This is a genomic window from Streptomyces iranensis (genome assembly GCF_017874715.1).
In the GTDB taxonomy this organism is placed as follows: Bacteria; Actinomycetota; Actinomycetes; order Streptomycetales; family Streptomycetaceae; genus Streptomyces; species Streptomyces iranensis.
Genome location: NZ_JAGGLR010000005.1, coordinates 438,624 through 452,225 on the forward strand (window position 1 = coordinate 438,624; position 13,602 = coordinate 452,225).

12 protein-coding genes are annotated in these 13,602 nt (G+C 72.8%); 8 read left to right on the forward strand and 4 right to left on the reverse strand.

What is annotated here, in order from left to right:
- Positions 1 to 56 precede the first annotated feature (56 nt).
- Together J2Z30_RS11915 and J2Z30_RS11920 are read left to right on the forward strand one after the other, a co-directional pair.
- Complete coding sequence (locus tag J2Z30_RS11915) at positions 57 to 923, forward strand: chitosanase (protein ID WP_107073260.1); 867 nt, start codon at positions 57 to 59, stop codon at positions 921 to 923.
- A gap of 97 nt (positions 924 to 1,020) precedes the next feature.
- Entirely contained in the window at positions 1,021 to 1,737 is a 717-nt protein-coding gene (locus J2Z30_RS11920) for an alpha/beta hydrolase (protein WP_044568709.1), read from the forward strand.
- 20 nt (positions 1,738 to 1,757) lie between these two features.
- On the opposite strand, the gene J2Z30_RS11925 is transcribed toward J2Z30_RS11920, so the two are convergent.
- The 3 genes from J2Z30_RS11925 to J2Z30_RS11935 all read right to left on the reverse strand — a co-directional run bounded on the left by J2Z30_RS11925 (position 1,758) and on the right by J2Z30_RS11935 (position 4,993).
- On the reverse strand, positions 1,758 to 2,450 hold the full coding sequence (locus tag J2Z30_RS11925) for a gamma-glutamyl-gamma-aminobutyrate hydrolase family protein (RefSeq protein WP_044568708.1): 693 nt from the start codon (positions 2,448 to 2,450) through the stop codon (positions 1,758 to 1,760).
- A 145-nt stretch (positions 2,451 to 2,595) separates the two neighbouring features.
- Positions 2,596 to 4,092, reverse strand: a complete 1,497-nt coding sequence (gene eat, locus J2Z30_RS11930; protein WP_044568707.1) for an ethanolamine permease — start codon at positions 4,090 to 4,092, stop codon at positions 2,596 to 2,598.
- Positions 4,093 to 4,240: 148 nt separating this feature from the next.
- The gene (locus J2Z30_RS11935; RefSeq protein ID WP_044568705.1) at positions 4,241 to 4,993 is read right to left on the reverse strand and encodes a FadR/GntR family transcriptional regulator; all 753 of its coding nucleotides are present in this window, start codon (positions 4,991 to 4,993) and stop codon (positions 4,241 to 4,243) included.
- Between the two features lie 123 nt (positions 4,994 to 5,116).
- Between J2Z30_RS11935 and J2Z30_RS11940 the strand changes: the two genes are divergently transcribed.
- From J2Z30_RS11940 to J2Z30_RS11955, 4 genes are all read left to right on the forward strand, one after another.
- Complete coding sequence (locus J2Z30_RS11940; protein ID WP_044568703.1) at positions 5,117 to 6,484, forward strand: glutamine synthetase family protein; 1,368 nt, start codon at positions 5,117 to 5,119, stop codon at positions 6,482 to 6,484.
- A gap of 11 nt (positions 6,485 to 6,495) precedes the next feature.
- Complete coding sequence (locus J2Z30_RS11945) at positions 6,496 to 7,878, forward strand: aldehyde dehydrogenase family protein (RefSeq protein WP_044568701.1); 1,383 nt, start codon at positions 6,496 to 6,498, stop codon at positions 7,876 to 7,878.
- Between the two features lies 1 nt (position 7,879).
- Positions 7,880 to 8,662 (forward strand): 3-oxoacyl-ACP reductase, encoded by a 783-nt coding sequence (locus J2Z30_RS11950; RefSeq protein WP_107073259.1) that lies wholly within the window; start codon positions 7,880 to 7,882, stop codon positions 8,660 to 8,662.
- Between the two features lie 68 nt (positions 8,663 to 8,730).
- Positions 8,731 to 9,696, forward strand: a complete 966-nt coding sequence (locus J2Z30_RS11955; protein ID WP_044568697.1) for a DUF2510 domain-containing protein — start codon at positions 8,731 to 8,733, stop codon at positions 9,694 to 9,696.
- A gap of 37 nt (positions 9,697 to 9,733) precedes the next feature.
- Here J2Z30_RS11955 and J2Z30_RS11960 read toward each other — a convergent pair whose 3' ends face one another.
- Positions 9,734 to 10,930 carry an alanine racemase gene (locus J2Z30_RS11960; protein ID WP_044568696.1) on the reverse strand — a complete coding sequence of 399 codons (1,197 nt, stop codon included), beginning with the start codon at positions 10,928 to 10,930 and terminating at the stop codon, positions 9,734 to 9,736.
- Between the two features lie 213 nt (positions 10,931 to 11,143).
- On the opposite strand from J2Z30_RS11960, the gene J2Z30_RS11965 reads away from it, so the two are divergent.
- Together J2Z30_RS11965 and mycP are read left to right on the forward strand one after the other, a co-directional pair.
- A complete protein-coding gene (locus J2Z30_RS11965) occupies positions 11,144 to 12,202 on the forward strand; it encodes a hypothetical protein (RefSeq protein ID WP_245387867.1) in 1,059 nt (352 codons plus the stop codon).
- Positions 12,199 to 13,416, forward strand: a complete 1,218-nt coding sequence (mycP, locus tag J2Z30_RS11970) for a type VII secretion-associated serine protease mycosin (RefSeq protein WP_044568694.1) — start codon at positions 12,199 to 12,201, stop codon at positions 13,414 to 13,416. The genes J2Z30_RS11965 and mycP overlap by 4 nt, the downstream gene beginning before the upstream one ends.
- Positions 13,417 to 13,602 lie beyond the last annotated feature (186 nt).

The following is a 13,602-nucleotide window of genomic DNA, read 5'->3' on the forward strand; positions in this document are numbered from 1 at the left end:
GCGCCCTGGGGCGGCCGCGCGCACTTCCCCCACAGTCGACAAGGAACGGAGTCCCCATGTCCCCCATGCCCAGGAGGATCGGCCTCGCGGCCGTGGCCGTCACGGTACCGGCCGCGCTCGTCTTCACCGGCGTCGGAATCGGGCAGGCGTCCGACCATCTGCCGTCCTCGTCGGACGCGCGCCACACCCACTCGGCGCACAAGGCGGCGGCGAGCAACCTGGACGACCCGGCGAAGAAGGAGATCGCCATGAAACTGGTCTCCAGTGCCGAGAACTCCTCGCTCGACTGGCGCGCCCAGTTCAAGTACATCGAGGACATAGGCGACGGCCGCGGCTACACCGCCGGCATCATCGGATTCTGCTCCGGCACCGGCGACATGCTGGAACTCGTCGAGTACTACACCCAGCAGAAGCCCGGCAACGTCCTGGCCAAGTACCTCCCCGCGCTGCGCGAGGTCAACGGCGGCGACTCCCACGACGGCCTGGACCCGAACTTCACCAAGGACTGGAAGAAGGCCGCCGCCGACAAGGCGTTCCAGGACGCCCAGGAGCACGAGCGCGACCGCGTCTACTTCAACCCGGCCGTCAAGCAGGGCAAGGACGACGGCCTGGGCGCGCTCGGCCAGTTCGTCTACTACGACGCGATCGTGATGCACGGCCCCGGCGACAGCAAGTACAGCTTCGGTGGCATCCGTAAGACCGCCCTGTCCAAGGCCAAGCCCCCGGCGCAGGGCGGCAATGAGACCACCTACCTCAACGCCTTCCTCGACGCCCGTAAGGAGGCCATGAAGAGCGAGGAGGCGCACAGCGACACCAGCCGGGTCGACACCGAGCAGCGGAAGTTCCTCAATGAGAAGAACTTCGACCTGGCGCCCCCGTTGAAGTGGCAGGTCTACGGCGACCCGTACGAGATCAACTCCTGACCGCCGCGCCGGTCCCTGCTCGCTAAGCGGTACACTGTCCCACATCTTCGATCGGGGCAGTGTCCCGTTTATTTGCGCGCGGATGGAGAGCGGAACCATGTCGACATATCTGCTGGTGCACGGTGCCTGGCACAGTGGGCAGTGCTGGGAGCGGGTGGTCCCGCTGCTGACGGCGGCCGGGCATCGGGTGCTGGCGCCGACGCTGACCGGCTACGGCGACACGGTGCACCTGGCGGGCCCGGAGGTGGGGCTGGATACGCATGTCGACGACATCGTCGGGCTGATCACCGAGGAGGACCTCACCGACGTGGTGCTCGTCGGGCACAGCTACGCCGGACTGGTCATATCGTCCGCGGCCAACCGGGTCCCGGAGCGGATCGGGCAGCTGGTCTATCTCGATGCGATGGTCCCGGAGGACGGTGAGAGCGCGGCCGATATTCTGCCCATCAGCCAGGGCATGATCGACCAGGCCATGGCGTCCGAGGGCGGCTGGCGGGTTCCGCCGCCGGAACCGCCCTTCGGTCTGTTCGGGGTCACCGAACCCGCGGATCTGGAGTGGCTGCGGTCGATGCTGTCGGATCAGCCGGTCGGCTGCCTCCAGCAGCCGGTCCGGCTGGACAACCCGGCTGTGAACACGATCCCGCGGACGCATATCCACTGCGCCACCGACTTCCCGGAGGGCATCACCCGGCGCCCCGTCCCCGCCGTCCAGCGCAACGGCAGCCCGTCACAGGTGTGGGAATTGGCGACCGGCCACGACTGCATGATCACCATGCCCGCCGAACTCACCGAACTGCTGCTCAAGCTCGGCTGAGCCGGTCCCCTCTCGGCTCCTCAGCCCGACGCCGCCGTCACCAGGGCGCGCATGACCCGCACGTCGTCGCCCGCCTCCGGATGCCACTGGACCCCCAGCACGAACGCCGCCGCGTCCGGCAGCTCCACCGCCTCCACCGTTCCGTCGTCCGTGGCGTGCGCCGAGGGGGTCAGGCCCTTGCCCAGGTGGGCGACGGACTGGTGGTGGAAGGTGGGGACGGACACCGGCTCCGGGAGGATCCCGGCGAGGCGCGTGCCCGGGACCGGCTTCACCTCGTGGTGGTCGAAGACGCCGGGCGGGCCCACATGGCCGTCCAGGTGCTGGACGAGGGTGCCGCCCAGGGAGACGTTCAGGAGCTGGTGGCCGCGGCAGATGCCGAGCAGGGGAGTGCCCGACGCCAGGGCCGCCTCGATCAGGGCCAGCTCCCAGGCGTCCCGCTCCCGCGCGGGCGGCCCGGTGCGCGGCTCCACCTCGGCCCCGTACCGCACCGGTTCCACATCCGGGCCGCCGGAGATGACGAGCCCGTCGAGGCGGGAGACGACGGCCGCGGCGGCGGCCGGGTCCTCGTCCGGTGGCAGCATCGCCGCCAGGCCGCCCGCGCGCTGGATGAGCAGGTGGTAGCCCGAGGGCAGCAGCGCGGCGGGGAGGTTCCACACGCCCCAGCTCGCCGAGGGTTCGAGATAGGTGCTGACGCCGATCAGGGGCTTGGACACCGGGGACTCCGATCTTCGTGTCTTCGTGGATCCGCTCGGTCGCGGGACGGTGCTCGGCCGCGGTGACCGCTCTCCGCCGCGGAACGGTGCTCGGTCGTGGAACGGTGCTCGGTCGTGGGACGGTTCTCCCGTCGCAGGAACGGTCTCAGTCGCGGGACAGTTCCGCCTCGGCCTCCGCCAGCGCCGCGAACTCCTCCTCCGGCGCGGCCGCGACCAGGCGGTGGCGGCTGTAGAAGGCGAAGTAGGCCAGCGCCACCGCGTAGACACCGAGTGCGATGAAGGCCGCGTCCTTGTCCACCAGGAAGGTGGCCACCAGCGCGGAGCAGGCCAGGACGAAGGCGAGGGACGACGTCACCGTGCCGCCGGGGGTGCGGTAGGGACGCTCCAGGCCCGGTTCACGGCGGCGCAGGACGATGTGGGAGAGCGACATCAGGGCGTACGAGATGGTGGCGCCGAAGACCGCGGTGTTGAGCATCCGGGCGCCGTCGCCGGTCCACGCCGCGAGGGTGAAGCCGATGGCGCCCGGGACCAGCAGGCCCAGGAAGGGGGCCTTGCGGCGGCTGGTCAGCGAGAGGAAGCGGGGCAGATACCCGGCCCGGGAGAGCGCGAACAACTGGCGCGAACCGGCGAAGATCAGGGAGAAGAAGGAGGCCACGAGCCCGGCGAGGCCCGCGTAGTTGACGATACGGGACAACACGGTGGCCTTGCCGTCCGGCTGCAGCGCCTCGACCAGCGGGTTGCCCGCGTCCTGTACGGCGTTCGGGCCGCGCGCCCCCGTCGCCGCGAGGAAGGTCAGCAGGGCGAGGAGCAGCAGGATGCCCATGGACCAGGCCATGGCCTTCGGCAGCGTACGGGCCGGGTCCCGGGTCTCCTCGGCCGCCAGCGGCACCCCCTCCACCCCCAGGAAGAACCACATGCCGAAGGGGAACGCCGACCAGATGCCGAGCAGCCCGAACGGCAGCCAGGAGCTCGCGCCGAAGGAGGAGTGGTCCGCCGGGATGTTGTTGAGCGAGCCCGCGTCGAAGTCGGTGAGGGCGCCCACGGCGAAGACCAGCAGCGCGGCGACGGCGATGGCGGTCACGACCAGGCTGAACCGCAGGGCCTCGCCCACGCCCCACAGATGGATGCCGATGAAGATGACGAAACACGCCAGATAGACCGGCCAGCCGGACTCCAGGCCGAAGAGCCCGAGCGACTCGACGTAGTCGCCGATGAAGATGGAGATGGCGGCGGGCGCCAGGACGTACTCGATGAGGATCGCCGTCCCCGTGAGGAAGCCGCCCCAGGGGCCGAGGGCGCGCCGGGCGAAGCCGTAGCCGCCGCCCGCGGTGGGGAGGATCGCGGCCAGCTCCGCCAGGGCGAACACCATGCAGGCGTACATCAGGCCCATCAGCAGGGCGGCGATGGCCAGACCGCCGAAGCCGCCCTCCGCCAGGCCGAAGTTCCAGCCGGAGAAGTCGCCGGAGACGACATAGGCGACGCCGAGGCCGGTCAGCAGCAGCGGGCCCGCGCTGCCGCGCCGCAGGGTGCGGCGCTCCAGATACGCGTCCTCGGGGGACGGCGCCGGGCCGCCGCCCGGCGGGGCGCCGCCCACGGAGGCACTGGCGGACTCGGTGCGGGCGGATTCGGTACCGTCGGCCATGGGGGGACACTCCTGCTCCACACGAGGGGGCGATGGCAAAGGTGTGGGGCCATACCTTTGTCTTCCGGTCGGCGATGCGCAAGACCTCTGCGTAAAACCGTGGTCAAGGGCCCCCGGGACCGGCCGGTCAGACCGGGAAGCCGCGCACTCAGACCAGGAAGCCGCGCAGCAGCGCCGCCGTGCCCTCGCAGTGCTCCCGCATCACCTCGCGCGCCCCGTCCGCGTCCCCGTCCAGCACCGCCTCGACCAGCGCCCCGTGCTGGGCCTGGGAGTGCTCGAGGTTCTTGACCAGCAGCGGGATGCAGTCCAGCAGGTCGTTGACGGTCGCGCGGACGGCCGCGTACTGGGCGGCCAGCGACGGTGAGCCCGCCAGCTCCGCGAGCGTGAGGTGGAGCATCGTGTCCAGGCGGCGGTAGTCCGTGAGCGGGGCGTCCCGCGTCGCGTCCAGGGCCGCCCGCAGCCGCCGCGTCTGCCCCGCGTCCAGCCCGTGCGCGGCGCACAGCCCAGCCGCACCCACCTCCAGGACCTCGCGGAACCGCAGGGTGTCCTCGACGTCGACCGCCTCGACCCGGCGCCGCAGCTCGTCCTCGCCGCCGCCCTCGGCGGGCTCGGGCCTGGCCCGGACGAAGGTGCCGCCGTAGCGGCCGCGGCGGCTCTCCACCAGCCCCTGGTCCTGGAGCACCTTCAGCACCTCGCGCAGGGTCACCCGGCTGATCCGCAGCCGGTCGGCCAGCTCCCGCTCGGCCGGGAGCCGGCCGCCGTCGGGGACCAGCCCCAGCCGCAGTACCTGGAGTATCTGCTCCAGCGCCTCCTCGAAGCCGTTTCCCGCGCGCACCGGGCGCAGCACCGGCGCCAGCCGGTCGTCCGCCGCGCTCCCGCGCCCACTCCCGCTCTCGCTCATCGAACCGTCCGCACCTACTTCCCAACCAATGGTCTGCGGTATTACCTTAAGGCCACCCCACGCCCCCCAACCCCCTCTCCGCACCCTCCGCCCCCCGAATTCTCCGACGCAGGAGGCCCCACCGTGGCAGACCGCACGCCCCCGCTCTCGGTCGACGAGCTGACCAGACTGGTCGCCGCCGGGGAGATCGACACCGTCGTCCTGGCCTTCACCGATATGCAGGGAAGGCTCCAGGGCAAGCGGTTCGCCGCCCGCTTCTTCCTCGACGACGTCCTGGCACACGGCACCGAGGGCTGCAACTACCTCCTCGCCGTCGACACCGAGATGAACACCGTCGACGGCTACGCCATGTCCTCCTGGGAGCGCGGCTACGGCGACTTCGCCATGCACGGCGACACCGCCACCCTGCGCCGCACCCCCTGGAACCCCGGCACCGCCCTCCTCACCGCCGATCTCGCCTGGCACGACGGCAGCCCGGTGGTCGCCTCGCCGCGCCAGATCCTGCGCCGTCAGCTCGACCGGCTCGCCGAGCGCGGCTGGACCGCGTACACCGGCACCGAGCTGGAGTTCATGGTCTTCAGGGACAGCTACGAGCAGGCGTGGAACACCGGCTACCGCGGGCTGACCCCCGCCAACCAGTACAACGTCGACTACTCCGTCCTCGGCACCGGCCGGGTCGAGCCCCTGCTGCGCCGCATCCGCAACGAGATGGGCGCCGCCGGGATGACCGTCGAGTCGGCCAAGGGGGAGTGCAACCTCGGCCAGCACGAGATCGCCTTCCGCTACGCCGACGCCCTGACCACCTGTGACCAGCACGCGGTCTACAAGACCGGAGCCAAGGAGATCGCCGCCCAGGAGGGCATGGCGCTGACCTTCATGGCCAAGTACGACGAGCGCGAGGGCAACTCCTGCCATATCCACCTCTCGCTGCGCGACGAGGCCGGGCACCCTGTGCTCGCCGACGACGACGGCCCGTACGGCATGTCGAAGACCATGCGCCACTTCCTCGCCGGACAGATCGCGGCGATGCGCGACTTCACCCTGCTCTACGCCCCGAACATCAACTCCTACAAACGGTTCCGCCCCGGCTCCTTCGCGCCCACCGCCGTCGCCTGGGGCCCGGACAACCGCACCTGCGCGCTGCGGATCATCGGCCACGGCCCATCCCACCGGCTGGAGAACCGGCTCCCCGGCGGCGACGTCAACCCGTACCTGGCCGTGGCCGGGATGGTGGCCGCCGGGCTTCACGGCGTGGAGCAGGAGCTGGAGCTCCCCGAGGTCTGTACCGGCAACGCCTACACCGGAGACGCCGAGCACGTCCCGACCTCGCTGCGCGACGCCGCCGAGCTGTGGCGGAACAGCCCCATAGCGCGGGCCGCCTTCGGCGACGAGGTGGTCGAGCACTACCTCAACATGGCGCGCGTCGAGCAGGACGCCTATGACACCGCCGTCACGGACTGGGAGCGCTTCCGGTCCTTCGAGCGCATGTGAGGAACCAGCGAGTGAGCACCGAACACCCCCACGAACACCACATCCTCAACCCGGCCACCGAGGAGGTCATCGCCACCGTCCCCGCCGCCACCCCGGACGAGGTGGCCGCCGCCGTGGCCCGCGCCACCGAGGCGCAGCGCGGCTGGGCGGCGCTCGCGCCCGCCGACCGCGCCCGGCTGCTGCGCCGCTTCGCCGCCGCCGTGGACGGGCACCTCGAGGAGCTCGCCGCCCTCGAGGTCCGCGAGGCGGGCCATCCGATCGGCAACGCCCGCTGGGAGGCGGGAAACGTGCGCGATCTGCTGGACTACGCGGCCGGGGGAGCGGAACGGCTGAGCGGCGCCCAGATCCCGGTGGCCGGCGGTCTGAACGTCACCTTCCATGAGCCGCTGGGCGTGGTCGCGGTCATCGCGCCGTGGAACTTCCCCATGCCGATCGCCGCCTGGGGCACCGCGCCCGCCCTGGCCGCCGGAAACGCCGTCGTCCTCAAACCGGCCGAGACCACCCCGCTCACCGCGCTCCGGCTGGCCGGGCTCGCCCTGGAGGCGGGCCTGCCGGAGGGGCTCTTCCAGGTGCTGCCCGGGGCCGGGCCGGTCGCGGGCGCCGCGCTGGTCGAGCACCCCGGCGTCGCCAAGGTCGTCTTCACCGGCTCCACCGCGGTCGGCAAGGAGATCATGGCCAAATGCGCCGCGGGCGTGAAGCGGGTGACCCTCGAACTCGGCGGCAAGAGCCCGAACGTCGTCTTCGCCGACGCCGACCTGGAGCGCGCTGCGGCCGCCGCGCCCGGCTCCTTCCTGGACAACACCGGACAGGACTGCTGCGCCCGCAGCCGCATCCTGGTGCAGCGAAGCGTCTACGACCGGTTCATGGAGCTGCTGGCGCCCGCCGTGACCTCCTTCGCGGTCGGCGACCCGGCCGACCCCGCCACCGCCATGGGCCCGCTGATCTCGGCCGCCCAGCGGGAGCGCGTACGGTCCTACGTACCCGAGGACGCGCCCGCCGCGATCCGCGGCGAGGCCCCGGAGGGCAAGGGGTTCTGGTACCCGGCCACCGTGCTGGAGGCGACCGGCCCCGGTGACCGCACCGCCGTGGAGGAGATCTTCGGCCCCGTCGCGGTCGTCCTCCCCTTCGAGGACGAGGCCGACGCCGTACGGCTGGCCAACGCCACCGACTACGGCCTGTCCGGTTCGATCTGGACCCGCGACGTGGGCCGCGCGGTCCGGGTCTCGCGCGCCGTCGCCGCCGGGAACCTGTCCGTCAACTCGCACAGCAGCGTGCGGTACGCCACCCCCTTCGGCGGCTACAAGCAGTCCGGCCTGGGCCGGGAGCTGGGCCCCGACGCCCTTGCCGCCTTCACCGAGACCAAGAACGTCTTCATCAGCACCGAGGAGCAGTGACGTGACCGAGACCCCCGTGTGCCGCCGCCTGGTGGGCCGTACCGCCGTCGTCACCGGAGCGGGCAGCGGCATCGGCCTGGCCACCGCGCGCCGCCTGGCCTCCGAGGGCGCGCAGGTCGTCTGCGCCGATATCGACGAGAGCGCGGGCAAGGCCGCCGCCGACGAGGTCGGCGGACTCTTCGTCCGGGTGGACGTGACCGATCCCGACGAGGTCGAGGCGCTCTTCAAGACCGCCTTCGACACCTACGGTTCGGTGGACATCGCCTTCAACAACGCCGGGATCTCCCCGCCCGACGACGACTCGATCCTCACCACCGGGCTCGACGCCTGGAAGCGGGTCCAGGAGGTCAACCTCACCTCCGTCTATCTGTGCTGCAAGGCCGCGCTGCCGTACATGCGGCAGCAGGGCCGGGGCTCCATCATCAACACCGCCTCGTTCGTGGCCGTGATGGGCGCCGCCACCTCCCAGATCAGCTACACCGCCTCCAAGGGCGGGGTGCTGGCCATGTCCCGGGAGCTGGGCGTGCAGTTCGCCCGCGAGGGCATCCGGGTCAACGCGCTGTGCCCGGGGCCGGTCAACACCCCGCTGCTGAAGGAGCTGTTCGCCAAGGACCCGGAGCGGGCCCAGCGCCGGCTGGTGCACGTACCGGTGGGCCGGTTCGCCGAGCCGGAGGAGATCGCCTCCGCCGTGGCCTTCCTGGCCAGCGATGACGCGTCCTTCGTCAACGCCGCCGAGTTCCTCGTGGACGGCGGGATCGCCGGGGCATATGTCACGCCGTTGTAGTCCCGTGCGCAGTCCCGCCATCCGCGGTGTACGGACCCCACCCCTGGCCATAGGCTGACCGTGTGACCATGAACACGCCCCCCGGCTGGTACCCCGATCCCGGCTACGCAGGTAACGGCCCCGCCATGGAACGGTGGTGGGACGGCTCGGCCTGGACCGAGTACACCCGTGATGCCTCGGGGGCCGCGGACCCGGCCTTCGGCCCGCCGCCACCCCCCTACCTGCCAGGGCGGCAGGGGGGACACGGTCACAGCCGGGGCCGCGGGCCGAGGATCGCGGCGCTCTCCGTCGCCGTGGCCGTCGTCGTCGCCGCGATAGCCGGTGGCATCGTGCTGCTGGGCGACGGCGGCGACGGCGGTGGGAACGCCCAGACCGGGCCCGCCCCCAGCACCTCCGCGCCGGACGACGGCGGCAACCCGGCCCCGGACCTCCCCACCCCGGACGACCCCTCGGAGGGGCCCACCGAGAGCCCCGGCGCACCGCCCAGCTACGACCCGGACACCGCCCCGGACCAGGGCAACGGCATCAGCCTGCCGGTGCTCTCCGGCTGGCAGGCGGGGCGTAGCAGCTCCGGCGGCGCGGGCGTCACCACCTCCCGCTACCCCTGCCCGGGTGACCCGTCCACCGACTGTGTGCGCGGCGGTGCCTTCTCCCGGACCGCCGAGGGCTACAAGGCCACCTCCGCCAAGGGCATAGCCAAGGAGGACATCGCGCAGAACGCCGAGGAGTCCTACGGCACCGACAAGGACACCGACCGCAAGGCGTACGGGGGGATCACCTCCCACAAGCAGCTGAAGGCTTCGGCGGTCGAGGTCGCGGGCAAGAAGGGCTATCTGGTCCGCTGGAAGGTGGTGACGAAGAAGGGCGACGACGGCGTCGTGCAGTCGGTGGCGTTCCCCTCGCCCACCATGCCGGACACGATGGTCGTGGTGCGCTTCGGGTTCGACGAGAGCGACAAGGCGCCGCCGCTCAGCGACATGGACAAGATCGTCAAGGGCATCGAGGGGCTGGCGGGCGACGGCCGGTCCATCTAGGCGCGTTCCAGCCGTCGGATAGACACGTTCCCAGCCGTCAGAGGAACGTCCTGCCCTCGCCCCGGTACGTCGGCACCTCGGCCACCACCCGGTCCCCCTCGATCAGCCGCAGCGTGTCGAACCGCTCGCACAGCTCACCGGCCTTGGCATGCCGGAACCACACCTTGTCGCCGATCAGCAGATCGTCGGCGGCCGTGCCCAGCAGCGGGGTCTGCACCTCGCCCGGCCCCTCCATCGAGTCGTACCCGAGCCCCTCCGGCAGATACGGCACCGGCAGCCGGTCCCGGCCCGCCGCGCCCGACGCCGGATAGCCGCCGCCGAGCACCGTCACCACGCCGACCCCGGGGCGGCGCACCACCGGCTGGGCGAACAGGGCCGCCGGGCGGCCGTGGAAGGAGGTGTAGTGGTCGAACAGGCGCGGCTGGTAGAGCCCGGACCCGGCGGCGATCTCGGTCACCGCGTCTTCCGCGGCGGTGTGCTGCACACTGCCCGTACCGCCGCCGTTGACGAACTCCAGGTCCGCCACGGCCCGTACCGCCCGTACGGCCGCGGCCCGGCGCGCCGCGAGCTCCCGGCGCGCCACGGACTGCATCAGCCGGATGGCGCGCGAGCGCAGCGGGCTCCCGGGCACCGCGTCGCCCACGCCCGCCACATGCCCCTCGTACGCCATCAGCCCGACCAGCCGGAAGCCGGGGCGGTCGGCGATCGCCCGCGCCAGGGCGGCCAGTTGCTCCGGTTCGCGCAGCGGTGAGCGCAGCGCCCCGACTCGCACCCGTCCCCCGAGCATCCGCAGCGAGGTGTCCAATTCCAGGCAGACCCGGACCTCTTCGGTCCCGGCGCGAACGCTGTCGATCAGATCGAGCTGGGAGAGGTCGTCCACCATGACGGTCACGGCCTCGGCCAGCTTGGGGTCGCCGGTCAGGGTGGCGAAGCCCTCCCGGTCGGCGGAGGGATAGGCGAGCAGGACGTCGTCGAACCCCTCGCGGGCCAGCCACAGCGACTCCGGGAGGGTGAAGCTCATGATCCCCGCGAAGCCGTCGTACGCGAGCACCCGCTCCAACATCGCGCGGCAGCGCACCGATTTGCTGGCCACGCGGATCGGTTTGCCTCCCGCCCGGCGGACCAGATCCCGTGCGTTGTCGTCGAAGGCTCCCAGATCGACAATCGCCACGGGCGCTTCGAGATGGGCGGTGGCCCGGTCGTACCGGGCCCGGTCAGCGGCGGCAGCGGACATGGACGAAGCTTGCCAGACCGCCATTACCACTGGGTAGAGGGCGGCCGGTGCGCAGGGCCCCCGGCTGGCCGTAGAGTGTCGCGCACGCCACGACCGGCAGGTCAGCGGCGGGTTGTCCGTATACGGGCCCGGCTGCCCGAAAGGCGGTGCGGTGGCGCGGCGAACCGGACGGAGCCAGGTGAAGCAGGTCTCGACGGGTGCGAGGGGGTGCAGGTGAGCACCGACGCGGAACAGGCGCACTCACCCCACGGCACGCCCCCACCACGCCCCGCACAACCCCCGCGCACGGCGCCCGAGCGGCCTTCCGCGCCCCCACCGCGCCCCACCAACGCGCCCGGGTTCATCCCCGATCCGGAGACGCCCGTCCTCGGCGTACGGGCGAAGGCCCCGTTCTCCCCGGGCACCGCCGGGGCGTCCGGCACCCGGGTGCCCCCGCAGCCCTCGACACCGCCGCGCCCGTCCGTGCCTCCGCGCACCGGCGGGCTCTTCGCGTCCGGCGGGCCGGGCGGCCGGCGCCGTCCCCCCAGCCGTACGGCGGCCGCCGCCGCGAGTCTCGTCCTCGGGCTCGGGCTGCTCGGCGGGGCGGCGGCCGGAAGCTGGCTGGGCGACGACCCCGGCGCCCCGCCGTCCACCGCCGACACCTACGCCCACGCCCGCTCCGCCTGGCACAGCATCCCCGTGGACGACCTCTTCCCGCGCACCCTGCGCGGCAAGGGCGAGGGCCCCGGCGGCGCCGACCGCGTCTGGACCCGGATAGCCGTCGCCCCCGACAGCAGCTGCGGCGGCGGATTCGATCCGCTGCTCGCCAAGGCGCTGGCCCCGGTGGGCTGCAAACGGCTGGTGCGCGCCACGTACACCGACGCCACCAGCACCAGCGTCACCACCGTCGGAGTGCTGATCACCACCTCAGGACCCACCGGAATGCGGGCGCTGCAGCAGCGCTTCGTCACCGAGAAGCTGGACGAGCGCACCGATCTGATGCCCCGCACATACGCCGCCAAGGACACCGCCGCGGCCGGATTCGGCGACGACCAGCGCGCCAGCTGGCGGATCCGGATCCTCACCGACGCACCCGCCGTCATCTACACCGTCACCGGCTTCGCCGACGGACGTGAGGTCACCGACCCGCAGTCGGCGGGCGAGGCGACCCAGCGCGGCGCCACCTCGGCCCCCGCGCAGTCCGGCCTCGGCAACGACGCCCGGGGCATCGCCGACGCGATCGAGACCGGATTCCGCCGGGCCCTGGCCACGTTCACGGAGACCACGTCATGACCGGGATCGGGCGGCGCCTCGCCGTGGCCCTCGCCGCCGCCGGGCTGACCCTGGTGCCCGCCGCGCCCGGATACGCCGACGGCATACAGGCCCAGGAATGGGCGCTGGACACCCTCCACGCCCGCGAGGCATGGCAGACCACCAAGGGCTCCGGGATCACCGTCGCCGTCCTCGACACCGGCGTCGACGACGGCCACCCGGACCTCGAAGGCCAGGTGCTGCCGGGGAAGGACCTCATCGGCTTCGGCGCCCGGCGCGGCGAACGCGCCTGGGCCCGCCACGGCACCGCCATGGCCGGGATCATCGCCGGGCACGGCCATGGCGCCTCCGGCGGCGAGGGCGTGCTGGGTGTCGCCCCGAAGGCCCGGATCCTGCCGGTGCGGGTGATCCTCGAGGACTCCGATCCCGACCGTAAGAAGGCCCGCTCGACCCGTGGCGGCGCGCTCGCCGCCGGGATCCGCTGGGCGGCCGACCACGGCGCCGACGTCATCAACCTCTCGCTCGGCGACGACAGCGCCTCCGCCCACCCCGAGGCCGCCGAGGACGCCGCCGTGCAGTACGCGCTGCGCAAGGGCGCGGTCGTGGTCGCCTCCGCGGGCAACGGCGGCGAGAAGGGCGACCGGGTCTCCTACCCGGCCGCCTACCCCGGGGTGATCGCCGTGACCGCCGTGGACCGCTACGGCTCCCGCGCCGCCTTCTCCACCCGCCGCTGGTACGCCACCGTCTGCGCACCCGGCGTGGACGTGGTCATCGCCGACCCCGACAAGCGCTACTACGAGGGCTGGGGCACCAGCGCGGCCGCCGCCTTCGTCTCCGGCTCCGTCGCCCTCGTCCGCGCCGCCCACCCCGACCTGAGCCCGCGCCAGATCCGCGGGCTCCTCACCCGGACCGCCCAGGACGTCCCCCAGGGCGGCCGCAGCGACGACCTCGGCGCGGGCCTGGTGAACCCGGCGGCCGCGATCACCGCGGGCGACAAGCTGAAGCCCGGGGCGCAGCCGCCCGCCGCGGCGGCCTCCCCGAACCGCTACTTCGGCAACGGCCCCGGCCACACCCAGGGCGCCCACGACGACTCCGGCCCCAATCAGATGGCCCTCCTCGCCGGCCTCGCCGGCACGGCCCTGGTCGTCGCCGCGATATCCCTATGGCGCGGCTCGGGCCCCCTACGGGTGCCCCCGCGACTGCGGTCACTGCTGACGGGGATGCGTACGCGCTGAGCGGCGCCCGGCCGCCGCGTCGGTCCGGGCCCGGTGTGTGCGCCCGTTCGTGGGGATCCGTACGCCGTACGCGCAGAAGCACGACGGCGGTTGTCGGGGCGGCGCGCTGGGCGCGCCGGTCGCCGGGGCTCGCGGGGTGCCGGGCGGGCCCGGGGCACCGCGGCGATCGTCGGCTGGGGGGCGTTG